The organism is Achromobacter sp. SD115 (assembly GCF_017355315.1).
Lineage (GTDB): Bacteria > Pseudomonadota > Gammaproteobacteria > Burkholderiales > Burkholderiaceae_B > Achromobacter > Achromobacter xylosoxidans_B.
In genome coordinates this window covers 45,828-67,589 of sequence record NZ_JADIJM010000012.1, presented here as the reverse complement: position 1 = coordinate 67,589, position 21,762 = coordinate 45,828, and the positions used below count along the sequence as shown (strand labels likewise).

Below are 21,762 nucleotides of genomic sequence, written 5' to 3'. Positions count from 1 at the left end.
GCGCACGGCTCCTCAGAGCGGCCGCGCGCCGCCCAGGGAGCTTGCTGTTTGCCGCCTACTGCTTGGCGGCGGGAGCCGCAGCCGGGGCCGGCGGATAAGCCTGATTCAGGTACTCCACGATCAGCGGAACCTGGTCGGCGGGGATGGGGGCGCCGTAGGTGCCCACCATCTTCTTGACCTCGGCATCCCAGAAGCCCAGGGGCATGGGCGGCTGGGACGACACGTAGTCGACCGAATGGCACATCAGGCACAGGGCGGCGTGCTGCGCGCCCGCGCCCGTGCCGGGATGCAGCGTGGCGGTTTCCTGGGGCAGCTTGATTTCCAGGGCCTGGGCGGCCGGGGACAGACAGGCGCAGGCCAGCGCGAGCGCCGGCAGGCAGCGACGGAAATGGCGGTTCATGGCGCTCTCCTCAGGCGGCGGTGACGCGGACGGCTTCGACCACGTTGCGCATGTAGCCGGCCGGGTTCCACAGCGGGTCCAGCGGCTGGGTGTCGCCGGCCATGTTGGTGGCGCGGACCTTCAGTGTGTAGTCGCCGGCGGCCTTGGGCGTGAAGTCGGCATGCCATTCGCGGAAGGAATAGCGGCCCAGGTCCTTTCCCAGCTTGGCGGCCTGCCAAGTCTTGCCGTCGTCGGACGAGAACTGGACCTCGCGTATGCCCTTGCCGCCGTCGAAGGCGATGCCGCGCACCTGCACCGGCTTGCCGCGGGCGACGCGCGCGCCCGCGCTCAGGCTGGTGATGAAGCTGCGCACGTTGTAGCGGCCGATGGGGCGGGTCTTTTCCGGGGCCTTGCCCGGCGGCGTGCAGGCGCAATCGTTGTCGGGGATGCGATAGGCCTTCTGCATCCAGAAGCCGTCGAATTCCTTGTCCAGCACTTTGATGTCGGCCAGGTGCTTGACCCAGTAGGTGCCGTAGTACCCCGGCACCACCAGGCGCACGGGATAGCCGTTGAGCATGGGCAGGTCGGCGCCGTTCATGGCGTAGGCCAGCATGACCTCGCCGTCCAGCGCGTGGGCGACATCCAGCGCCTTGACGAACTCGGGCGTGCCGGGCAGCACCGGCCGGTCCAGGCCTTCGAACGAGATCTGGCGCGCATCGGCGCGGATGCCGGCTTTTTCCAGGACGCGCTTGAGCGGGATGCCCAGCCAGCGGGCATTGCCCATGGCGCCGTTGCCCGACTGCCCGCCGCCCACGCGTGGCAAGAAGAAGCCGCGGCTGTTGCCCGAGCACTGGGTGACCGCCACCAGTTCCACCGGCTTGCCGAATTGCTGCTTCAGATCGGCCAGCGACAGGTCCAGGGGCTTGTCGACCAGGCCGCTGACTTTGATGCGGTAGGTGTTCAGGTCGATCGCCGTAGGGATGTTGCCCAGGTGATAGCGCACGAAGAAGGCGTCGTTGGGCGTGATGACGTTTCCGTTGAAAACCGAGAACGGCGTTTCCAGCTGCGGCGGGCGCGAGGTCTGGCGGATCAGGGGCCGTTTTTGCGGATAGGCGATCAACTCGCGCTCGCCATTGGCGAACGGCAGGGTGACGGTGGCCGGCGCCGCCAGGCTGGTCAGCGCATGGCCGGCCAGTGTGCCGGTCGCGCCCAGCGTACAGGCCTGGCGCAGGAAGCGCCGGCGCCCATTCGGGTCGAATGTGCTCATCTAGGTGTCTCCTCGTTCTTGTCAGCGCCCTGCCCCCGGCGCATTCACACGAGGCTACGCGCCACGGCCTGACAAATGCGTTAACGTCCGCGCTGCCCATTCCAATTTCCGCGTTTTTCGCTTCGATGATCCTGACATTCAACAAGCGCGCCTTCGCTGCGCTACTGGCCGTAACCGCGCTGGAAGCGCTGATCGCCACCCTGGGCGCGCCCTATCCCTTGCTGCGTGGCTTCGTGGGCGACGTGGTGGCGGTGGGCTGGGCCTATCTGGTGTATCGCAGCTTCATCCGCGCGGATGTGCTGCCGTTGGCGCTGGCCGCGCTGTTCACCGGCTATGCGGTGGAACTGGGCCAATACCTGGCCCGGCATTTCGGTTGGCGGCTGGAGCAGCCGCTATTGCGCATCGTCCTGGGCAGCGTGCCCGATTGGTGGGACATGCTGGCCTACACGCTGGGATTCGTGCTGGTGCTGGCGTTGGCCGCCTGGAACCGGCGGCGGGGCGCCGCGTTGCGCGGCGCCTGAGCGCTTTTCGTCTTTCCGCCTGGCCGCGAGCGCCAGGCTATCCACCCGGGAATCAGCCTGCCTGGCAGACCGGCGCGTCGTCATGCGCGCGCGCGGTGGGCTTGGCCGCGCGCAGCGGTTGCAGCCGGGCATTGCGGAACGGCGCGAAGAGCTCGGCCCAGGACGAAGGAAACAGCGGAGTGGCATGGCGCACGGCGTCGCGGCGGGCGTAGTGCGTCAGCAGTTGTTGGCCGATCGGGGCGTCTCCCAGGGGGTGGCGGGTATTCATGGTATTTCCGTATTGCATTGAAAGTGTATTCATTGTACCTACATGCGCTCATCCGGGCAACCACCGTGCCTGCACGCCAAGTCATTGATCCATAAATACTGTCCCTGTTTATTGAGCAAGCTCTGATCGATCTTCGGGATTGCCCTAGCAGTTCAAAATAGTAGACGGTATACAATGTTCATCATGCCCGGGCTAAGACCAGCCTGGAGTCTTCACCACTGGACCTGGAGCGCGTCATGGCTGAACTGATGAACCGAGATGAATTCCGTACCGCGTTGGAAAACGCGATCAAGGGCAAGAGCGCCAACGCCTCGCCCTTTTCCATCGCCTGGGCAGAGGGCAAGCTCAGCCGCCAGCATCTGCAGCGCTGGGCCGAGAACCACTACCACTATGTGGGTCCGTTCGCCGATTACCTGGGCTACCTGTACGCCCGCACGCCCGACTCCTACACCGAGGCCAAGGACTTCCTGCTGGCCAATATGTATGAAGAGGAAATCGGCGGCGACCGCCACACGGATCTGCTGATCCGTTTTGCCGAAGCCTGCGGCACCACCCGCGAACGGGTCGTCAACCCCGACAACATGTCGCCCACCACGCGCGCCCTGCAAAGCTGGTGCTACGCCGTAGCCATGCGCGAGGATCCCATCGTGGCGGTGGCCGGACTGGTGGTGGGCCTGGAATCGCAAGTGCCGTCGATCTACCGCAAGCAGACCCCGACCCTGCGCGAGAAGTACGGCTTTACCGACGAGGAAGTGGAATTCTTCGACCTGCATATCGTGTCCGACGAAATCCACGGCGAACGCGGCTATCAGATCGTGCTGGAGCACGCCAACACGGTGGACCTGCAGCAGCGCTGCCTGAAGATCTGCGAGATCGGCGCCCAGATGCGGTTGCTGTACACGACCGCGCTCTACACCGACTACGTGCAGCAGGAAATCGCGCTGCCCGAACTGGGCCTTGCGGCCTGAGCATATGGCGGGGCCGTCCGGAACCTTGTGCCGGACGGCCCCGGCCCGCAGATCCCAGAGCAGAAAACCCATGCCTACCATCGTGTTTCATAAGGGCGGCCAGACCTACACCGACGTGGTGAAGGACAACACCAACCTGGTGGTGCGGGCCGGCATCAAGCAGTTTCCGTATCCGCATCTGCGCTACGAGTGCGGCATGGGCAAGTGCGCCAAGTGCGCCTGCCGCGTGCTGGCCGGGGCCGAGCATTTGCCGCCGGTCAACTGGAAGGAAAAGAAGCAGCTGGGCGAGCGGATCGACCAGGGCTACCGGCTGGCGTGCCAGCTCTGGCTTACCAGCGACATCGAGCTGGTTCAGGACCTGGAGGCATAGCGGCGATGGACCCGGTGTACGTCATATTGACCAGCAAGCCTGGCGTGTTCCGCACGGAAGCGGACCAGGGTGCGGTGGACATCCTGGAAACCTACGACTACGCCTTCTACGGCCGTGCGCTGGCGGTCTACTGCATCGCCCGCCTGCATGGCGACACCAAGCTGGTCGTCACCGAGGAAACTCCGCCCTACGTGGTGAACCGCGTGCCTTCCAAATTCCTGGAAAGGTTCGCGTCGGTTGAAGCAGCCCGCAAGGAACTCGCCCACCTGACGCGCTTTGGCAGCATGGAATCGACTTTGACGCTGCGCCCGGGCGCGGTCGCAGCGGAGCATTGAACAATATGGTCCAGATCACATTCATTTCCAATGGCGGCATGGTCGCCACCGCGCCCGAGAACAGCAATCTGCTGCGCGTATCGCTCAAGGAAAAGGGCGGCATCCCCTTCAAGTGCGGGGGCGGCCTGTGCGGCACCTGCAAGTGCCGCATCGAGGAAGGGCTGGAGAACACCGACGCCATCAAGCCGAAAGAACGCAAGCATCTGCGCCCGGAGGACTTCGAGGCCGGCTACCGCATGGCCTGCCAGACCTTCGTCAATGGCGACGTGAAGGTCTCGTGGGTGGTCCAGAACGGCAAGGGCGTGGTGGTCGGCGCGGCGTCGGATCCTGTCGAAGCGGCGACTTGAGGGCGGCTGCCCGCCAGGACGCGGCGGGCCTCGGCTGGCTCGTGCGCGGCCGGCTCAGGCCACCGATGCGTGCGGCTGCTGCTGTGCTTCCGTATAAGCCTTGGCGGCGTTGTGCACGTGCTGGCTGGCCAGCAGCGCGGCCAGGTCGCCGTTGCCGGCGATGACGGCATTGAGGATCTGGGAATGCTCGTCCCAGTTCTGTTTGGCGCGCAGCATGTTGCTGGGCGCGAACAGCAGCGCCGTGCGGTCGCGCAGCGAACGCATCAGGTCGGTCAGCACCACATTGCCGCCGATGGTGGCCAGCATTTCGTGGAACTGGGAGTTCAGCGCCAGGAACTTGTCCAGCTGCTCGCTGCGGGCGGCCTCGGTGCCTTCGCGCAGGAAAGCCTGCAGGCGTTCAACGGTTTTCTCGTCGCGGCGTTGCGCCGCGAGCTTGGCGTTCAGGCCTTCCAGCGTGGCGCGCACTTCCACCATGTCGTAGGCGACCGCGTCGGACAGCACTGATACGGACGCGCCGCGGCGCGGCTCGATGGTCACCAGGCCTTCGGCGGCCAGGGCGCGCAGCGCCTCGCGCACCGGGATGCGCGACACGCCCATTTCTTCGGACAGGCGGCCTTCGACCAGGCGATCGCCGGGCGTGAATTCGCCGCTCAGGATGCGTTCGCGCAGCTTGTCGCGGATGACGGCAAACAACTGCGGATGCTGCTCGCCGATCTTCAGCGGGGCGGAGTGCTGCGTTTCTGCGGCTTGCGGGCTGACGGGTGAGGTTGTCATGGCGAGCAGGTTCGGCTTAATGGATACAGTCTCCATTGTATTACCGGGTGTAGCTGCGTGGCTTTGGGGGCGAACCGCATCAGTGTCCCCAAAAAGCCTTGGCCAGCACGCCCAGCGCGCCCAAGGCGCATACCGCCAACAGCACGGCACGCACGGCGCGCGGCGGCAGGCGGTGGCGCAACCGGTTGGAGACCGCAAAACCGGCCAGCAGGAAAGGCGCCAGGCTGAGCGCCAGCCCGGCGTGATAGCCCGTGTAGCGCTTGGCCCAGGCCAGCATCGCCAGCGAGAAGATCGAGCCCAGGAACAGCACCATGCCCAGCGTGGCGCGCAGGCGCGGCGGCGCCGCATGCTGCATCACGATGGCGATGGGCGGCGCGCCCACCGAGGTCATGGTGCCCATGATGCCCGAGGCCACGCCCGCGCCGGACACGCGCCCAGGCGTGGCGGAAAAGTGCAGGCCCGCCGCGCTCAGCGCCACGGCCACCAGGATCAAGGCGGCGAACAGCACGCCCAGCGCCTGCGGCGCGAAACGCGTCATGGCGTAGATGGCGATCAGCGTGCCGACGGCCCGGCCGGCCAGCGCGTAGGACACCGAAGGCCAGTCGATGGCGGCGCGCTCGCGCAGCGCGGTCAGGAGCGAAATGAAGCCGCCCAGCGTCAGCAGCGGCCCCGGCGCCAACTGGGGGAAGAACATGGCCGCCACCGGCGCGGCGAACATGGCGAAACCCACGCCGCCCACGCCCTGCGCGATCGCGGCGCCGAACACCACGGCGGCCATGGTGGCGTACTGGATGAGATCGGGGTACGGCAGGGAGGATGTCATGCCTGGATTTGTTCTTTAAATGTATACGATAGTCTATCTATGAATTTTCCGAATTTCATAAGGGGTTTCAAAAACTAGGGTAATCCCCTGATTTTCCGGCGGTATTCATGGATTTTTCAGAATTATCGCTTTCCCTAGGCGCTGCATATTTCGATTGGTATGGCTACAAACGAAATATAGTATACCGAATGTGGTGATACGACAGCCACGCATACAAGGGGAATAGCACATGCAAGCGGACGTAGTGCTCAACGCTGCTCACTGGATGTACCTAATCAGCGTGGCCGCCATCATCCTGACGATGATCCTGCGGGCCAATGTGGTGGTGCCGTCGGTCATCGGCACCTTTCTGGTGGTGCTTGCCATCACGGGCAATCCGATCAGCGCCCTGATAGGCATCTTCTCGGCCAGCTTCGTGGCGGCCAAGGAGCTGTTCAACATCTTTCTGGTGATCACCTTCATGACGGCGTTGCTCAATGCGCTGAAGACCCTGCAGGCGGACGTGCGCATGGTGCAGCCGTTTCGCCGCGTCATGCGGGGCGGGCATTCGTCCTTCCTGATCATCGCCCTCTGTACTTATGTGATCTCGCTGTTCTTCTGGCCCACGCCGGCGGTGCCGCTGGTGTCCGCCATCCTGCTGCCCGCGGCCATCGCGGCAGGCCTGCCGCCGCTGGCGGGCGCCATGGCCATTGCCATCGCCGGCCAGGGCATGGCCTTGTCCTCGGACTATGTGATCGGCGTGGCGCCCAGCATCAGCGCCAAGGCGGCGGGGGCGGCGGTCAGCGCCGCCGTGGTCGCGGACCGCGCGCTGGTGCTGTCGCTGATCACCGGCGGGGTGGCGCTGGTGGTCGCCTACCTGCTGATCCGCAAACACATCGTGCCGGCCGACGCGGCGCTGCTGTCCGCCTGGCAAGCCCGCGCGCAGGACGGCAGCCTGGCGCGCATCGAGCAGTCCGGCTCCTTCGACAAGGCCGAACTGGCCCGCGGCACCATGGGCGCGGATCCCTCCCTGCCCAGCGGTCCGGCCCTGAGCGACGAGGAGCGCCGCCGCGTGCGCTGGTCCAAGACCTTCGCGGTCGTGACGCCGCTGGCGTTCCTGGCGGTGATCGCCGTCATGGTGCTGCCGCGCCTGTTCCCGTCCCTGCCCGCGCTGCGCGGCGGCGACGCGGCGGCGCTGGTGGGCGGCGTGGCGTTCGTGGTGATGATGCTGGTGACCCTGGCCGCGGAAGGCCCGCGCAAGATGCTGGACGTCTGTCCGGAGCATGTCACCGACGGCTTCGTGTTCGCCTTCAAAGCCATGGGCTCGGTGCTGCCGATCGCCGGCTTCTTTTTCGTGGGCGCCAACGAAACCGCCGCGCAGATCCTGGGCGTACCGCAGGCGCAGGCGCCCGGGCTGTTGTTCGAGGTGATTTCGGCCGGGCAGCACCTGATCCCGGAAAACCATTTCCTGGTGGCCTTTGGCGTGCTGCTGGTCGGCATGATCACCGGCATCGACGGTTCCGGCTTTGCCGGTTTGCCCCTGACCGGCACGCTGTCGGGCGCCCTGGGCCCGGTGGTGGGCGTGGACCCGGCGACGCTGGCGGCCGTGGGCCAGATGGGCGCGGTCTGGACCGGGGGCGGCACGCTGATCGCCTGGTCCTCGCTGATCGCGGTGGCAGGCTTCGCGCGGGTGAACGTGTTGTCGCTGGTGCGCGCCCTGCTGTTGCCGGTGCTGCTGGCGCTGTTCGTCTCGACGATCTGCGCGGTGCTGATCTGGAGTTGAGTCCTGTTTGTGGCGCTGCTTTGGGGTCCCTGCGGGGACCCTTTTTTCCAAGGGCGGGGCCGATCTGGGGCAGGGGTTTACACGTATCGATCCATATTGATTAAAGTATACAATGTTCACAAGTAAGCCAGCCCGCTCAGGCACTCGCGGCCAGCCGGGCGCAGACCAAGGAAGCGCTCCCGTGGACGATCTCTCGCAGCAAACATTCCTGAATCACATCGGCGGCAGCTGGATGCCCAGCGGCACCGGCAAGACGGCGCCGAATATCAACCCGGCCGATACCGCCGACATCGTCGGCCGTTTCCAGGTCTCGGACGCCGAGGATGCGCGCCAGGCGGTGGCCGCCGCCGAAGCCGCCTTTGCCGGTTGGCGCGATACGCCGATTTCCAAGCGCGCCGCCATCCTGTTCCGCGCGGCCCAGCACCTGGAAGACCACGCCAACGACATCGCGCGCGAATTGACCCGGGAAGAGGGCAAGAGCCTGAACCTGGCCAAGGACGAGGTACTGCGCTCGGCGCAGACGATCCGTTTCTACGCGGTGGAAGGACAGTCGTTCACGGGCGAAACCTATCCCAACGACGATCCGGACATGGTGGTCTACAGTCAGCGCGAACCGCTGGGTGTGGTGACGGTGATTTCCCCCTGGAACTTTCCCATTTCCATTCCCGCCCGCAAGATCGCCCCGGCGCTCATCGCGGGCAACACCGTGGTGTTCAAGCCCTCGTCCGACGCGCCCATGTCGGGCTACCGGCTGGCCGAGGCTTTCGTGCAGGCCGGCTTGCCGGCCGGAGTGCTGAACTTCCTGACCGGTCCGGCCGGCGCGGTGGGCGAGGCCATTACCGGCGCGCGCGCGGTGCGGGCGATTTCCTTCACCGGCTCCACCGCCGCGGGTGAACAGATCCACCGGACCGCCGGCCTGACCACCCGCACGCAGATGGAGCTGGGCGGCAAAAATCCCCTGATCGTGCTGGCGGACGCCGACCTGGACCGTGCCGTGGACTTGGCGGTGAAGGGCGGCTTCTCGCTGAGCGGCCAGGCCTGCACCGGCACCAGCCGGGTGCTGGTCGACAAGCGCGTGCGCCAGGCCTACACCGACAAGCTGCTGGCCCGCATCAAGGCGCTGACCATAGGCAACGGCCTGGACGGCAACTTCGACCTGGGGCCGCTGGCCACCGCCAAGCAGCTGGACAACGTGCTGGGCTATGTGGCCGTCGGCAAGCAGGAGGCCACCCATCTGTACGGCGGCGAGCGCCTGACGGGAGCCGGATTCGAGCGCGGCTATTACGTGTCGCCGGCGTTGTTCACCGACGTTACGCAGCAGATGCGCATCGCCCGGGAAGAGATCTTCGGGCCCGTGATCGCGCTGATCGAGGTGGACGGCTACGAAGACGCCATCTCCAAGGCCAACGACACCGAATACGGCCTGTCGGCCGCCATTGCCACCACCGATGCGCGCTACGCGCACCGCTTTGCCCGCGACATCCAGGCCGGAACGGTCAAGATCAACCGGACCACCACCGGCAATCTGATCAACGCGCCGTTCGGCGGGCTCAAGCATTCCAGCACCTCCACGTTCCGCGAATCGGGACGCGTGGGGCTGGAGTTCTACACGCAGATCAAGACTGTCTACCGCGCCGGCTAAGGTCGCGGCCCCCAATTTCAAGCAGAAGAGGTCATACCCATGAAGCAGGTCTATCGTCTGGAACTTGAAGAAGCGCGCGTGATGGTGCGCGCGGCCATCGCCAAATCGGAAGAGATCGGCGTGCTGGAGACGATCTGCATCGTCGACGACGGCGGCTATCCCATTGCGCTGGAACGCATGGACGGCGCCCGCATCACCGGCCCGCAAATCGCCTGGAACAAGGCCTTCACGGCGGCCGGGCACAAGCGTTCCACGCATTTGTTCAACACCCCGCCCAATGGTCCGGCGCTGCCCGGCAACGAAGCCTTCGGCATCCAGTGGAGCTTCGATGGCAAGTTCGCCGTATTCGTCGGCGGCTTTCCCATCGTGGTGAACAACGAGGTGATCGGCGGCGTGGGCCTGAGCGGCGGCAACGGCGAACAGGACACCAAGGCCGGCCTGGCCGCGTTGGCGGCCCTGGCGACGCTGCTGGAGCCGCGCGGCATGAAAGTGCTGGTCGAGGCGGATATCAAGAAATAAGCGAGGCCGGCCATGGCATACCGCGTGCATATCCTGCAAACCGACGAGTCGTTCCAGGTCGAAGAAGGCGAGTCCGTGCTGCAGGCCGCCGAGCGCTCGGCGGTGAAGCTGCCGCACGAGTGCACCTTCGGCGGCTGCGGCACCTGCCGCATCAAACTGGAGTCCGGCGCCGTGGACTACGAAGAGTTCCCCATGGCCCTGACGCCGGAGGAGGCGGCCGAAGGCTATGCGCTGGCCTGCCAGGCCCGGCCCCTGGGCGATCTTTGCATCAGCGTGGCCAGCAGCCGGCAGTCGTTTCCGGAACCGCGCCGCCTGCCGGCCACCATCCACTGCATCGAAAAGTATTGCGACGACGTCATCCACCTGACCTTGGCGCTGCCGGAAGAGGGCCTGGATTACGTGCCGGGCCAGTACATGAACGTGGTGCTGCCCGACGGCGAAACGCGCAGCTTTTCCATGGCCTCGGCGCCCACCGGCAGCCTGGTGGATTTCCACGTGCGCCGCATCCCCGGCGGGCGCTACACCGACCAGTGGCTGAGCCAGGCGCAGGCCGGCGCCGGCGTGGAGATCGAAGCTCCTCTGGGCGTGTTCAGCTATCACGAGGAAGACTGGCGGCCGCTCATCATGATGGCCACCGGCACGGGCATTGCGCCCATCAAGGCCATTCTGGAATCGCTACTGGACAACGAAGACTGCCCGCCCGTCACGCTTTACTGGGGCATGCGCACCGAGGCCGACCTTTATCTGCGCGAGGTGATCGAAAGCTGGGCGGGAAGACTGTACGAGTTCAACTTCGTGCCGGTACTGTCGCGCGCGGGCGCGGATTGGCAGGGCCGCCGCGGCCACGTGCAGCAGGCGGTCCTGGAGGACCATCAGGATCTGTCCGAGCACGCTTTCTACCTGTGCGGCGCGCCGGAAATGATCCGCGAAGCCAAGAGCCTCCTGGCCGCGCGCGGCGCCAGTCTGGACCACATGTATTCCGACAGCTTCACCTTCCAGCACGCGCTGGCCGCCGCCTGAGCGGCCACGCATGCCTGCTTAGCGGTACACCAGCACCGGCAGGCGCGTGCGCGCCAGCACGCGCTGGGTTTCGCTGCCCAGCAGAAAGCCCGTCATGCCATGGCGGCCGTGCGAACCCATGATGATCAGGTCGCAGCCCTGGTTCTGCGCCGCTTCGACGATGGCCTCGTGGGGGTGGTCGTTGACCGTGACGACGGCGTTGCATGGCACCAGCGCGTGGCGCGCTTCCATTTCCAGGTTGTCCAGGTAGGTTTGCGCGTTCTTGCGCGCCTGGTCGGTATGCTGCGCCTGCGTGGTGCCCAGCATTTCGGCCTGGTAGACCAGCAGATGGTCCTCCGGGATGGCGCGGATGAGCGTGATGGTGGCTCCCATTTCCTTGGCGAAAACAAGAGCGCGCTTGAAAGCCGATTCGGACAGCAGGGAGCCGTCCACGGCGACGAGCAGGTGCTTATACATGTTGCCTCTCCTTTAGGGAAAGGAATAGGGAGCAACTCGCCAATCCAGTATAGGCTCGCCGTCAGGCGCAATCCAGTCCTGCATACGGACGAGGTTCCCGGGCGGCCCGCCGCGCATATTTCCAAAAGAAGCCGAACCCGGACTGCAACATAACCTCATATCGACTAAGTATTTTTCCGCGCCGCGCGGCGATGACAGAATCGGTTCGACGCCTTGAACCTACTTCCGGAAACGAACTTCCATGTCATCGCCACGCCGCCAGGCTTATGCCCGCGTACTTGCCATAGCGGGCAGTCCGTCGCAACGCTCCCGTTCCTCGGTGCTGCTGCGGCACGCTGCCGGGATCCTGCAGTCGCGGGGCCTGGGCGTCGGCGAGCTGGGCTTGCGCGACATCCCGGCCGAAGAACTGATAGAAGGCAACTACGCCAGCGCCGCGGCCAATACGCTGCGCGCGCGGGTAGCTGCGGCGGATGCGGTGCTGATTTCCACGCCGGTCTATCAGGCTTCGTTTTCCGGCGGCTTGAAGGCGGTGCTCGATTTGCTGGATCCCAAGGCCCTGGCGGGCAAGGTAGTGCTGCCCATCGCCACGGGCGGCAGCCCCGCGCATCTGCTGGCGCTGGAATATGGCCTGAAGCCCGTGCTGTCCGCGCTGGGCGCGCGCCACATCCTGGCGGGCGTCTATGCCACCGATGCGCAGGTCCACGTGGATGAATTCGGCGTGGGCGAGATCGATGCCGAGGCGCGGCGGCGGCTGGAGGATTCGGTGGAGCGCCTGTCCGAGCAGGTGCTGCCGCGCGGCGCTTTTCTCAATCAATCCTACGACCTGGGCCGGCTCGCGCTTGCGGGCGGCTTCAGCGTGTGACCCATGCGCCACGCCCAGGCCCATCCCGACACGGCGATCCTGCGCTGGCTCGCGCCCGCGCTGCTGGCGGCGCTGTGGCTGGGCAGCGGCGAGACGGCCAGGCGAATGCTGCCGCCGCTGAGCCTGCTTGCGCCGCTTCTATACCAGACGGTGCGCGGCATACGCGCGGTGGACCCGGCGCTGGTCGCGGCCGGCCGTTCGCACGATTTGGACGGCTGGTCTCTTTATCGGCATGTGCTGCTGCCGGGCGCGTTGCCGTTCATCCTGACGGGCCTGCGGCAGGGGCTGGGACTTTTATGGCTGACCTTGATAGCGCTGGAACTCTACGCGACGCCGGCGGGCCCGGGCAGGCTGCCGCTGTTGGACAGCGTTCCTCCGGGCGCGGCGACGCTGTTGCTGGGGATCGCGCTGTACGCGGGCCTCAGCCTGGGCTCGGGGGCGCTGGTAAGCGCGCTCGAGCGCTGGCTGCTGCGCTGGAGGCCGCGATGATGTTCATCAATCCCAATGAGTTTGAACTGTTGCAGCACCTGGACGTGCGCGAGCGGACGGAGCCGGACGAAGCGTCCGAGCCTGCACCGCAAGCTGCGCTGCGCGTGACCTTGCGCAAGCTCGCCAAGCGCTATGGCGACCGCATTGCACTGCAGGCGCTGGACCTGGAGATTGCGGCCGGCGAGTTCGTGGCGGTGGTCGGGCGCGCCGGCAGCGGCAAAAGCACCTTGCTGCAGTTGCTGGCCGGCCAGCTTGCGCCCAGCGGCGAGCAGGGCGGAGAGCCGGGCCGCTCGCCGCTGCTGTTCGACAACTTTCCCAACTGGGCGCCCGACAGCCGTGTGCGCCTCCTGCTGCCGGACGCGCGCCTGCTGCCCTGGAAGACCGTGCTGCACAACGTGGCTCTGGGCCTGCCCGGCACCGCGCAGGCGGCAGATGCGTTGCGGCAGGTGGGTCTGGACGGCCACGGCGGCGACTGGCCCGCGCAGCTGTCCGAGGCCCAGCGTCAGCGCGTGGCGCTGGCCCGGGCCTTGGCGCGCCGCCCCGGCCTGCTGTTGCTGGACGAGCCTTTCGAGGGGCTGGACGCGCTGAGCCGCATCGAGGCGCAGCGGCTGCTGGCTGACCTCTGGCGCCAGCAGGGCTTTACCGCCGTGCTGGCGACCCACGACGTGGCCGAGGCCGTGGCGCTGGCGGATCGCATCCTGGTGCTGGACGAAGGCGGCTTGGTGCTGGACGAGCGTGTCGGCCTCGCGCATCCACGCGGGCGCGGTTCGGCCGCGTTCGCCGCGCTGGAGGCCCGCGTGCTGCGCGCCGCGCTGCGCCAGCAAGACACGCCAGACGCCGATCGGCCGCTGGCGCCCGTCATCCAGATCCGGCATCTGCGGCTCGCGGTCTGAGGCCGCACCCCGTGATTCACGCAGGGGCGGCATGGCGCCGCCCCATACACCAGGAGCAACACCCATGAGCATTCAATCCATCAACGCCCGCAACCAGTTCCGCGGCAAGATCAAGGAAATCATTCTGGGCCCGGTGGTGTCCGAGGTGGACGTGGATACGCCGGCCGGCATCGTGACCTCGGTCATCACCACCCGGTCGGTCAAGGAACTGGACTTGCAGGTCGGCACCGAGGTGCTGGCCTTCGTCAAGGCGACCGAGGTTTCCGTCGCCAAACTGTGAACCGGAACAGATCCGCGCCGGCGCTTCCCCTGCGTCGGCGTTAGGCATATATTGTCAGCGCGATATCCGGCAGTTTCCTCCTGGCTTGTGGCAGCATGCTTTGCGATTCACGGAGAACGGAAAATGCGTCGACTGCAACAATGGTTCATCGGCTGGTTATGCCTGGGGCTGGTTGCCTGCTTCCCCGCCACGGCGCAGACCAAGCTGGACAACGCGCAACTGGATCAGCTGATGGCGCCCGTGGCGCTGTATCCGGATTCGCTGCTCTCGCAAATCCTCATGGGGGCGACCTACCCCGACGATGTCGCGGCGGCCGCCAAGTGGTCGGCCGCGCACACCTCGGAATCCGGCGACCAGGCCGTCAAGGCTGTCGAAGGCGAGGCCTGGGATCCCAGCGTCAAATCCCTGGTGGCGTTCCCTTCGGTCATGGACATGATGGGCCGCCAGCCGGACTGGGTGAAGTCCGTGGGCGACGCCTTCCTGGCGCAACCCGACGCTGTCATGGACTCGGTCCAGCGGCTGCGGGTCCAGGCGCAGAAGGCCGGCAACCTGAAGAGCACGCCGCAGCAGAAGGTCACCTCCAACACCACCAACGACAAGACGGTGGTGGTGATCGAGCCGGCCGATCCGCAGGTGGTGTATGTGCCCAGCTACAACCCGACCGTGGTCTACGGCGCCTGGGCCTATCCTTCCTATCCGCCTTACTACTATCCGCCGCCTCCGGGCTCGGTGTTCGCCACCTCGCTGGTGGCCGGCATAGGCTTCGGCCTGGGCGTGGCCGCGGTCAACTCCATGTGGGGCGGGTTCGACTGGGGACATAACGACGTCGATATCGACGTCAACCGCTACAACAACATCAACGTCAATCAGCGCATCGACCGGAACAACATCAACAACAACAGGACCAACTGGCAGCACAATCCCGCCAACCGCGGCAATACCCCGTATGCGGACCAGGCCAGCCGGCAGCGTTTCGACAGCCAGCGCCAGGCCGGCGTGCAGAGCCGGGCGCAGGGCCAGGGCGGCCGTACGCCGGGCGCGGCGCCGGCCGCCAGTTCCCGCGATGCCGCCCGTGACCGCGCGGCGCAGTCGTTCGAGGGTCGCACCGGGCAATCCATTGCCGGCCATTCCGGACCGTCCGCGGGACGTGGCCAAGGCGCCGCCGGCAGGGGCGATGTCGCAGCCGGCCGTGGGCAAGGACAAGGGCAAGGCCAGCGAGCCGCGCAAGGCGGACAGGGCGGGCAGGGCGCCCGCGACCGGACCCAGGGCGGCGGACAAGCGCAGCACAACCGGCCTTCCTCCAGCGTGTCGACGCAGGACCGCCAGGCCGCGTCCCAGCGCCAGCGGGCGGACGAAGCGGCCGCGCGCGACAGGGGCCGTGCTTCCAATAGCGCCAATGCGCTGAGCGGCGCCGGCAACGGCGATCAGATGCGGCAGCAGCACAGCCGCAGCGAGATGAACCGCGGCGGCGGAGGCGGCGCGCGCGGGGGCGGCCACGCCGGCGGCGGACGCGGCGGTGGCGGCGGCGGACATTTCGGCGGCCGGAGATAAGCATCATGGACAAGGGAACTCTCATGACCATTGCTCGTTTGCGCGCGCTGGGCGCCGCGTCGCTGCTGGCGCTGGGCCTCGCGGCCCCCGCCGCCGCGCAAAGCCTGTATCCGAGCCCGCAGGCCGCCGCCGACGCCTTCGTCGACGCCATGGCCACCAGCGACCTGGACGGTCTGGCCAAGGTGCTGGGGCCGAATCACCGGAAGATCGTGCCGGGTGGCGTGGCGCAGGACGACATCTACCGTTTCCTGGCGGCCTGGTCGCGCAAGCACGAAATCGTGGCCGACGGCGGCCGTTCCTGGCTGGCGGTCGGGGATTCGGGCTGGACTCTGCCCGTACCCATCGTGCGTGCCGGGCAGGGCTGGCGTTTCGACCCGGCGGCCGGCACGGCGGAAATCCGCCGCCGCGCCATCGGTCGCAACGAACTGACCGCCATCGCGACGCTGCGGGAGTTGCAGGCGGCCCAGGGCCGTTACAAGGACAGCGTGGGCCAAGGGCGCTATGCGAGCCGCCTGGTCAGCCGTCCGGGACAACGCGACGGCCTGTACTGGCCCGAAGTACCCGGCGCACCGCAGCAGGCCTACGGCTTGGACGCGCTCAGCATGGGGCCGGAAGTGCCGCTGGACGACGCCTATTACGGCTACCGGTACAAGGTGATGCCGGGCGCCGACGGCGGTTCGTACCGCATCGTCGCCTGGCCGGCCCGCTACGGGCAGACCGGCATAGACACCTTTGTCATCGGTCCCGACGGGCGCGTGCTCGAGTCCGACCTGGGACCCTCGTCCGCGGCGCGCGCCGCCGCCTTGCGGGAACGCGATATCAGTGCCGGAACCTGGACCGACGCCGACGCGCAACCCGTTGGCACCAAATGATTTTTCCGGCTTTCGGGGAGTAATCCGCGCACGCCTGTTGCTGGGTCGCAACAGGCGTGTCCGTTTGTCCGCATCGCGTGGCGCGACGCCCTTTTGTCAGCGCGCTGTGCCTAAAATGGCGAGCACCGGGACCCTGCCCGATACCCCTTTGCCGGACCTAGAAATTGAATCCCATGCATTTTGTCCGCTACGCCCTGTTCGGCGTAGGGATGGCGCTGAGCGCCGCGGCGGCCTCGGCCCCGATTTTCGTCCTGAACTCCCTGGACGCCAACGTCAGCATCGTTGATCCGGTCACCTACAAGGAATTGCGGCGCGTGCCCACGGGCAAGGAGCCGCATCACCTGTACCTGACCCCCGACGAAAAGTCGCTCATGGTGGCCAACGCCACCAGCGATTCGATCACGCTGATGGATCCCAAGACCGGCGAAGTGCAGCGCACGCTGACCGGCATCGTCGATCCCTACCAGCTGCAGTTTTCGCCGGACATGAAGTGGTTCGTGACCGCCGCCAACCGCCTGGACCACATCGACATCTATTCCTGGCATCCGCTGGAAAAGGGCTTCGACCTCAAGCTGGTCAAGCGCATCCAGGCTGGCAAGACGCCCAGCCACATCATGATCGACAAGAACAGCACCACGGCCTACGTGACGCTGCAGGACAGCGATCAGCTCATCGCCATTGACCTGGCCACGCAGACGCCGAAGTGGACGGTGTCGGTGGGCAAGACGCCGGCCGACGTGTTCCTGACGCCTGATCAGAAGACCCTGCTGGTGGCGCTGACCGGCGACTCCTACGTCGAGGCCTACGACGTCAGCAACGGCCCGGCCAAGCTGGTGACGCGCATCAAGACCGCCGCGGGCGCCCACGCTTTCCGCGCGCAGGGCGACCACCGCCACCTGTTCGTCAGCAACCGCACAGCCAATTCCATCAGCCGCATCGACCTGCAGACGCTGGCCGTCACCGATACCTTCCCGGTGCCGGGCGGCCCGGACTGCATGGACGTGCTGGCCGACGGCAAGACCCTGCTGGTCACCTCGCGCTGGGCCCGCAAGCTCACCGTGGTGGACCTTGAGCAGAAGAAGGTGGTCAATCAGGTGCCAGTGGGCAAGTCCCCCCACGGCGTCTGGACCTTGAACCATGCTCCGACGAGGTAAGAGCCCCCACGCCGCGCCCGCTTGCGCGGGCTTGCTGCCCCCCAAGGGGCAGCGCTTGCCGGCAAAACGACATGTGGCCGTGGCCGTGATGCTCGCGCTGGCCTTTCCCGCCCTGGGAACGGCCGCGCCCGCCACCTGCGACAAGCCGGTCTACCTGACTTTCGATACCGGCCACATGGGCGTGGCTCCGCTGATCGCCGACGTGCTGGCCCGCCACAACGTCAAGGTCACCTTCTTCCTGGCCAACGAGCGCACCCTGACCGACGGCTCCAGCCTGGATGACGTGTGGGCGCCGTGGTGGAAGGCGCGCGCGGCCGAAGGCCATGTCTTCGGCTCGCACACCTACGATCACGTCTATTGGCAGGCCGACCTGCCCGGCGGCAAGTTCCGCGTCAAGCCCAGCGCCGGTCCGGACGCGGGCAAGCGTGCCGAATGGACACCCGAGCAGTATTGCGCCGAGATCAAGCGCTCCGTCACCCGTTTCCACCAGATGACGGGCAAGAATATGCTGCCGATCTACCGCGCGCCCGGCGGCAAGACCTCGCCCGCGCTGTTGAAGGCGGCCAAGGCCTGCGGCTTCGAGCACGTGGGCTGGGCGCCCGCCGGCTTCCTGGGCGATGAACTGCCCAGCGATAAGTACCCCAACGCCCGTCTGCTGGATCAGGCGCTGCGCACCATCAAGCCCGGCGACATCCTGCTGGCCCATCTGGGCATCTGGTCGCGCCAGGACCCCTGGGCGCCGGCCGTGCTGGAGCCGCTGATTGTCGGTTTGCAGCGCAAGGGCTATTGTTTTGCTACTTTGGACACGCACCCGTCCTACCGCGACTGGATCGCTACTCATCATTGATCATGGAAACGCTTAGTCAATTCTTCGGAGAGTGCCAGCAATGGCTCTTCGAAACGGCGATTCAGCCCGCGCTGTTCCACTTGGGCATGAGCAACTTCATCGAAGACGGCTACGACGCCACCATGTGGCTGCTGGTCGGCCTGCTGCAGATCGCGGTGCTGGTGCTGATTTTCGGCCCCTTGCAGCGCCTGCGCCCCGTGGAGGCCGTGACCGACCGCCGCCAGATCGGCATCGACGTGCTGTACACGCTGATCCACCGCCTGGGCGCCTTCCGCCTGTTGCTGTTCTTCACCGTGGACCCGCTGTGGGACAGCGTGTTCGGCCAGTTGCACGTCTGGGGTTTCGCGGCCTTCCAGCTGGACCAGTACTGGCCCGGCGTCACGGACAAGGCCTGGGTCAGCCTGATCATCTACCTGCTGCTGTTCGACGCGGTGGATTACTTCTACCATCGCGCCCAGCATCGTTTCGGCTGGCTCTGGGCGCTGCATGCGGTGCATCACAGCCAGCGGCAGATGACGATCTGGAGCGACGACCGCAACCATCTGCTGGACGACATGCTGCGCGACGTGCTGGTGGTGTTCGTGTCGCAGCTGGTGGGCGTGCCGCCCGCGCAGTTCGTCATGGTGGTGGCCATCACCCAGCTGGCGCAGAGCTTCTCGCACGCCAACCTGCGCATGCATTTCGGCGCCATCGGCGAGCGCCTGCTGGTCAGCCCGCGCTTTCACCGCCATCACCACTCCATCGCCTATGACGCCTCCTCGCCGGGGCCGGTGGGCGGCTACAACTTCGGCGCGCTGTTCCCCATCTGGGACGTGCTGTTCCGCACCGCCCGCTTCGGCGTGGGCTACGGTCCCACGGGCATCCACGACCAGCAGGCGGAACTGGGCGGGCGCGATTACGGCCGCAGCTTCTGGTCGCAGCAGTGGCTGGGCTTGAAGCGCATGGTCGGCCGCGACCGCGAGCCTGCCGCCGCGCCACCGGCGCCGCCGGCTTCCGCGGAACGCGCCTGAGAACTGCCCCACGCGCTTTCCCGGTTGGAAACGCGCAAATAAAAACGAGCCCGGTAGGGCTCGTTTTTATTTTGGAGAATCGGTCTGGAAGCCCGTTTCAGGGCTGACCGTCGTGCGTGGTTTCCCGTTTGATCTCGCCGTGCCGGCGTTCCATTTCCTGGCGCAGTTCACGGCGCAGGCGGGCGGCTTCCATGCGTTGCTTTTCTTCCAGGTTGCGCGGTTCCAGGGCCGGCACCGCGGTCGGCGCGCCCTGCTCATCCACCGCCACCATCGTGAAGTAACAGCTGTTGGTGTGGCGCACCAGTTTCTTGCGGATGTCCTCGGTGACGACCTTGATGCCGATTTCCATCGAGGTGCGGCCGGTGTAGTTCACGGCTGCCAGGAAGGTCACCAGTTCGCCGACGTGGATGGGTTCGCGGAACACCACCTGGTCCACGGACAGGGTCACCACATATTGGCCGGCGTACCGGCTGGCACAGGCGTAGGCCACCTGGTCCAGGTACTTGAGGATGGTTCCGCCGTGCACATTTCCCGAGAAATTCGCCATGTCCGGCGTCATCAGGATGGTCATCGACAGTTGGTGGCTAAAGGCTTCGTCCATGGCGGTCGTTCAATCTTGAATAAAACACCTATGGTAGCGGCAGGCGACTGTCATGGCTGGGTCTTTTCAGTGTTTTCCGCAGGCGCTTCCACCGTTTCTTCGGGCGGCACGTCACGCAGCAGGGCGGGCGGCGTCCACAATCCATCCAGCAGCGCCGGCTCGGGCGCATAAACGCGCAGCAGCAGGCTTGCCGGCCCGGCGGCGGGCAGGGGCAGCCAATTGGACTGCTCCTCGGACGCGGGGGGCGCGTGGCTGATGCGCAGGTCCAGCGAACCGTCGGCGTTGTAGCGCAGGGGATCGCGGTCGCCCAGCGCGTAGCGGCTCAGCGGATTGGCAAACGGCATGCCTTGCGCGTCGTAGGCCGCCAGCGACCAGAGCGCCGCGGCGGGCGGCAACTGGCCGCTCTCGAAATGCAGCGTGTAGCCGTGCGCGCCATCCAGCGGCGCGCCCTGGCTGTCGGCGGCCAGCAGCAGCACGCTCAGGTCTTCGGGCAGGCCCGCGCCCGGCTGCGCTTGCGCCGTCAGGGCGCGCCGCAGATAGGAATTGCCGTAGACGCCGAGGCTGGCGGTTTCCTGGTGCCAGCCGTTCACGCTGCGCACCGTGCCGCCGGCAGCGGCCGTCATCCGCTCGCGCGCCGTTCGCAGGCCGCGGCGCATGCCCTGTTTGGCGGGGTGGCCGAGTTGAGCGAAGTCGAACGGCCGGCCGGCGCTGAGACCCGCGCCGCGCAGCTTGGCCAGCACTGGCTGGTCGGTGGGATGCGGCGGATTCTTGCGCAGCAGCTCGGCCGCGTACTCGAAGTAGGCGTCGGTCGGCATGGATTCAACCTGCTCGCGCACGGGGATCCGCAAATTCAGGGAAGGATCGGATTTCACCCGCTGCGCCTGTGCGGGCAAATTCCATTGCGCCAGCGGCGTCAGCACGAAGCCGTCCTGCAAGCCGTGGACCGCGGGGTAGTCCGCTGGTCCGCCCGTCTGGATCAGGTTCTTGGCCCAGACATAGGCGGTAGGCGCGTCGATGCGCGCCATGCCAGAGGGCAGCACGCCGTTCCAGCCCGGCGGCACGATCACGGTATTGCCTTTGGCCGTGCCGGTGCTGCGCTTGCCCAGCGTGGCGAACACGTCGGTCCACATGTCCAGCAGCGTCAGCGTGTAGAGCCGGCCCTGGGTATCCGGCACTGATAGCACCACCGGCCCGGCCGTCAGGTCCAGCCAGGCGGCGCTGCGCAGCATGTCGGGATTGGCCCAGGGCGTGGCGGCGCCGGGCTGCGGCAGCGCGCGCCCGTGCAGGAAGGTATTGGCCGGGGCGCCTTCGGCGCCGCGCGTCGGATGGGTGAACTGGCGGCGGGTCAGGTCCATCGTGACCAGCGGATAGAAGTAGAGATAGCCTTCCATCGCCGCCTGGTGGGCCGCTTCGGTGGCGGCGGCGGCCGGGGTCGGGGCGGAGGGCGCCGCCAGGACGGGCGCGGCCGGCGCCAGCGCGGCGACGGCGGCGAAAGACAGGGCCAGGGCAACAAGGCGGCGCATCGGCGCTCCTACGGACATGCGGGGGAAAAGAGGGAGAGCGGGCCGGCGCGGCGTCCCCGCAGCGGGAAGCTTGCCGGCCAGTCCAGGCAGCCGGGAATGGTAGCAGCCGCGGGATCATCCAAAATCTGCGAAAAAACCCGATTTGGCGTCCAAATCTCAGACATAAGGACGGGCCAGTCTTAGGACTGATCTCATGGCGCGGCCGTCGCGCAAAGCCTATACTCGGGAA

The 21,762-nt window shown here is 66.7% G+C and carries 26 protein-coding genes; 18 read left to right on the top strand and 8 right to left on the bottom strand.

Annotation, left to right across the window (positions count from 1 at the left end; all coding sequences use genetic code 11):
• Window positions 1-55: 55 nt before the first annotated feature.
• On the bottom strand, window positions 56-400 hold the full coding sequence (locus IPU70_RS17930) for a hypothetical protein (protein WP_013391051.1): 345 nt from the start codon (window positions 398-400) through the stop codon (window positions 56-58).
• Between the two features lie 10 nt (window positions 401-410).
• Entirely contained in the window at window positions 411-1,646 is a 1,236-nt protein-coding gene (locus tag IPU70_RS17925) for a molybdopterin-dependent oxidoreductase (protein WP_207469099.1), read from the bottom strand.
• A 125-nt stretch (window positions 1,647-1,771) separates the two neighbouring features.
• Here IPU70_RS17925 and IPU70_RS17920 point away from each other — a divergent pair, with 125 nt between their 5' ends.
• The gene (locus IPU70_RS17920; protein ID WP_207469098.1) at window positions 1,772-2,167 is read left to right on the top strand and encodes a DUF2809 domain-containing protein; all 396 of its coding nucleotides are present in this window, start codon (window positions 1,772-1,774) and stop codon (window positions 2,165-2,167) included.
• 52 nt (window positions 2,168-2,219) lie between these two features.
• Here the strand turns inward: IPU70_RS17920 and IPU70_RS17915 are convergent, their stop codons facing one another.
• Window positions 2,220-2,435: a hypothetical protein gene (locus tag IPU70_RS17915; protein ID WP_207469097.1), complete on the bottom strand. Its 216-nt coding sequence runs from the start codon at window positions 2,433-2,435 to the stop codon at window positions 2,220-2,222.
• 236 nt (window positions 2,436-2,671) lie between these two features.
• Between IPU70_RS17915 and IPU70_RS17910 the strand changes: the two genes are divergently transcribed.
• The 4 genes from IPU70_RS17910 (at window position 2,672) to IPU70_RS17895 (ending at window position 4,455) form a co-directional block, all read left to right on the top strand.
• Complete coding sequence (locus tag IPU70_RS17910) at window positions 2,672-3,403, top strand: TenA family transcriptional regulator (protein WP_207469095.1); 732 nt, start codon at window positions 2,672-2,674, stop codon at window positions 3,401-3,403.
• Between the two features lie 70 nt (window positions 3,404-3,473).
• Window positions 3,474-3,773, top strand: coding sequence for a 2Fe-2S iron-sulfur cluster-binding protein (locus IPU70_RS17905; protein ID WP_013391056.1), 300 nt, complete (start codon window positions 3,474-3,476; stop codon window positions 3,771-3,773).
• Between the two features lie 5 nt (window positions 3,774-3,778).
• The gene (locus tag IPU70_RS17900; protein WP_207469092.1) at window positions 3,779-4,108 is read left to right on the top strand and encodes a ferredoxin; all 330 of its coding nucleotides are present in this window, start codon (window positions 3,779-3,781) and stop codon (window positions 4,106-4,108) included.
• A complete protein-coding gene (locus IPU70_RS17895) occupies window positions 4,105-4,455 on the top strand; it encodes a 2Fe-2S iron-sulfur cluster-binding protein (protein ID WP_207469090.1) in 351 nt (116 codons plus the stop codon). The genes IPU70_RS17900 and IPU70_RS17895 overlap by 4 nt, the downstream gene beginning before the upstream one ends.
• 54 nt (window positions 4,456-4,509) lie before the next feature.
• Here IPU70_RS17895 and IPU70_RS17890 read toward each other — a convergent pair whose 3' ends face one another.
• Both IPU70_RS17890 and IPU70_RS17885 read right to left on the bottom strand, forming a co-directional pair.
• The gene (locus tag IPU70_RS17890; RefSeq protein WP_013391059.1) at window positions 4,510-5,229 is read right to left on the bottom strand and encodes a GntR family transcriptional regulator; all 720 of its coding nucleotides are present in this window, start codon (window positions 5,227-5,229) and stop codon (window positions 4,510-4,512) included.
• 79 nt (window positions 5,230-5,308) lie between these two features.
• Window positions 5,309-6,052, bottom strand: coding sequence for a sulfite exporter TauE/SafE family protein (locus IPU70_RS17885; RefSeq protein WP_207469089.1), 744 nt, complete (start codon window positions 6,050-6,052; stop codon window positions 5,309-5,311).
• 229 nt (window positions 6,053-6,281) lie between these two features.
• On the opposite strand from IPU70_RS17885, the gene IPU70_RS17880 reads away from it, so the two are divergent.
• The 4 genes from IPU70_RS17880 (at window position 6,282) to IPU70_RS17865 (ending at window position 10,995) form a co-directional block, all read left to right on the top strand.
• Window positions 6,282-7,814, top strand: a complete 1,533-nt coding sequence (locus IPU70_RS17880) for a hypothetical protein (protein ID WP_207469088.1) — start codon at window positions 6,282-6,284, stop codon at window positions 7,812-7,814.
• Window positions 7,815-8,046: 232 nt separating this feature from the next.
• Window positions 8,047-9,456 (top strand): aldehyde dehydrogenase family protein, encoded by a 1,410-nt coding sequence (locus IPU70_RS17875; protein WP_242702576.1) that lies wholly within the window; start codon window positions 8,047-8,049, stop codon window positions 9,454-9,456.
• 39 nt (window positions 9,457-9,495) lie between these two features.
• Window positions 9,496-9,975, top strand: coding sequence for a heme-binding protein (locus tag IPU70_RS17870; protein WP_013391063.1), 480 nt, complete (start codon window positions 9,496-9,498; stop codon window positions 9,973-9,975).
• Between the two features lie 12 nt (window positions 9,976-9,987).
• The gene (locus tag IPU70_RS17865; RefSeq protein WP_207469086.1) at window positions 9,988-10,995 is read left to right on the top strand and encodes a 2Fe-2S iron-sulfur cluster-binding protein; all 1,008 of its coding nucleotides are present in this window, start codon (window positions 9,988-9,990) and stop codon (window positions 10,993-10,995) included.
• Window positions 10,996-11,013: 18 nt separating this feature from the next.
• Here the strand turns inward: IPU70_RS17865 and IPU70_RS17860 are convergent, their stop codons facing one another.
• On the bottom strand, window positions 11,014-11,451 hold the full coding sequence (locus tag IPU70_RS17860; RefSeq protein WP_013391065.1) for a universal stress protein: 438 nt from the start codon (window positions 11,449-11,451) through the stop codon (window positions 11,014-11,016).
• A gap of 241 nt (window positions 11,452-11,692) precedes the next feature.
• On the opposite strand from IPU70_RS17860, the gene ssuE reads away from it, so the two are divergent.
• The 9 genes from ssuE to IPU70_RS17815 all read left to right on the top strand — a co-directional run bounded on the left by ssuE (window position 11,693) and on the right by IPU70_RS17815 (window position 19,409).
• The gene (gene ssuE / locus IPU70_RS17855) at window positions 11,693-12,313 is read left to right on the top strand and encodes an NADPH-dependent FMN reductase (protein WP_207469085.1); all 621 of its coding nucleotides are present in this window, start codon (window positions 11,693-11,695) and stop codon (window positions 12,311-12,313) included.
• 3 nt (window positions 12,314-12,316) lie between these two features.
• Window positions 12,317-12,802: an ABC transporter permease gene (locus IPU70_RS17850; RefSeq protein WP_207469084.1), complete on the top strand. Its 486-nt coding sequence runs from the start codon at window positions 12,317-12,319 to the stop codon at window positions 12,800-12,802.
• Window positions 12,799-13,695: an ATP-binding cassette domain-containing protein gene (locus IPU70_RS17845; protein ID WP_207469082.1), complete on the top strand. Its 897-nt coding sequence runs from the start codon at window positions 12,799-12,801 to the stop codon at window positions 13,693-13,695. Before IPU70_RS17850 ends, IPU70_RS17845 begins: the two co-directional genes overlap by 4 nt.
• 64 nt (window positions 13,696-13,759) lie before the next feature.
• On the top strand, window positions 13,760-13,975 hold the full coding sequence (locus IPU70_RS17840) for a molybdopterin-binding protein (protein WP_006227327.1): 216 nt from the start codon (window positions 13,760-13,762) through the stop codon (window positions 13,973-13,975).
• Between the two features lie 123 nt (window positions 13,976-14,098).
• Entirely contained in the window at window positions 14,099-15,526 is a 1,428-nt protein-coding gene (locus IPU70_RS17835) for a DUF3300 domain-containing protein (protein ID WP_207469081.1), read from the top strand.
• Window positions 15,527-15,549: 23 nt separating this feature from the next.
• A complete protein-coding gene (locus IPU70_RS17830) occupies window positions 15,550-16,398 on the top strand; it encodes a DUF2950 family protein (RefSeq protein WP_242702563.1) in 849 nt (282 codons plus the stop codon).
• Between the two features lie 173 nt (window positions 16,399-16,571).
• Entirely contained in the window at window positions 16,572-17,552 is a 981-nt protein-coding gene (locus tag IPU70_RS17825) for a YncE family protein (protein ID WP_207469079.1), read from the top strand.
• A gap of 88 nt (window positions 17,553-17,640) precedes the next feature.
• Window positions 17,641-18,399: a polysaccharide deacetylase family protein gene (locus IPU70_RS17820; protein ID WP_207469222.1), complete on the top strand. Its 759-nt coding sequence runs from the start codon at window positions 17,641-17,643 to the stop codon at window positions 18,397-18,399.
• Between the two features lie 2 nt (window positions 18,400-18,401).
• Window positions 18,402-19,409: a sterol desaturase family protein gene (locus IPU70_RS17815; RefSeq protein WP_207469078.1), complete on the top strand. Its 1,008-nt coding sequence runs from the start codon at window positions 18,402-18,404 to the stop codon at window positions 19,407-19,409.
• 97 nt (window positions 19,410-19,506) lie between these two features.
• Here the strand turns inward: IPU70_RS17815 and IPU70_RS17810 are convergent, their stop codons facing one another.
• Both IPU70_RS17810 and IPU70_RS17805 read right to left on the bottom strand, forming a co-directional pair.
• Window positions 19,507-20,010, bottom strand: coding sequence for an acyl-CoA thioesterase (locus IPU70_RS17810; protein WP_207469077.1), 504 nt, complete (start codon window positions 20,008-20,010; stop codon window positions 19,507-19,509).
• A gap of 50 nt (window positions 20,011-20,060) precedes the next feature.
• Window positions 20,061-21,533, bottom strand: a complete 1,473-nt coding sequence (locus IPU70_RS17805; protein WP_207469076.1) for a DUF1254 domain-containing protein — start codon at window positions 21,531-21,533, stop codon at window positions 20,061-20,063.
• Window positions 21,534-21,762: the final 229 nt, after the last annotated feature.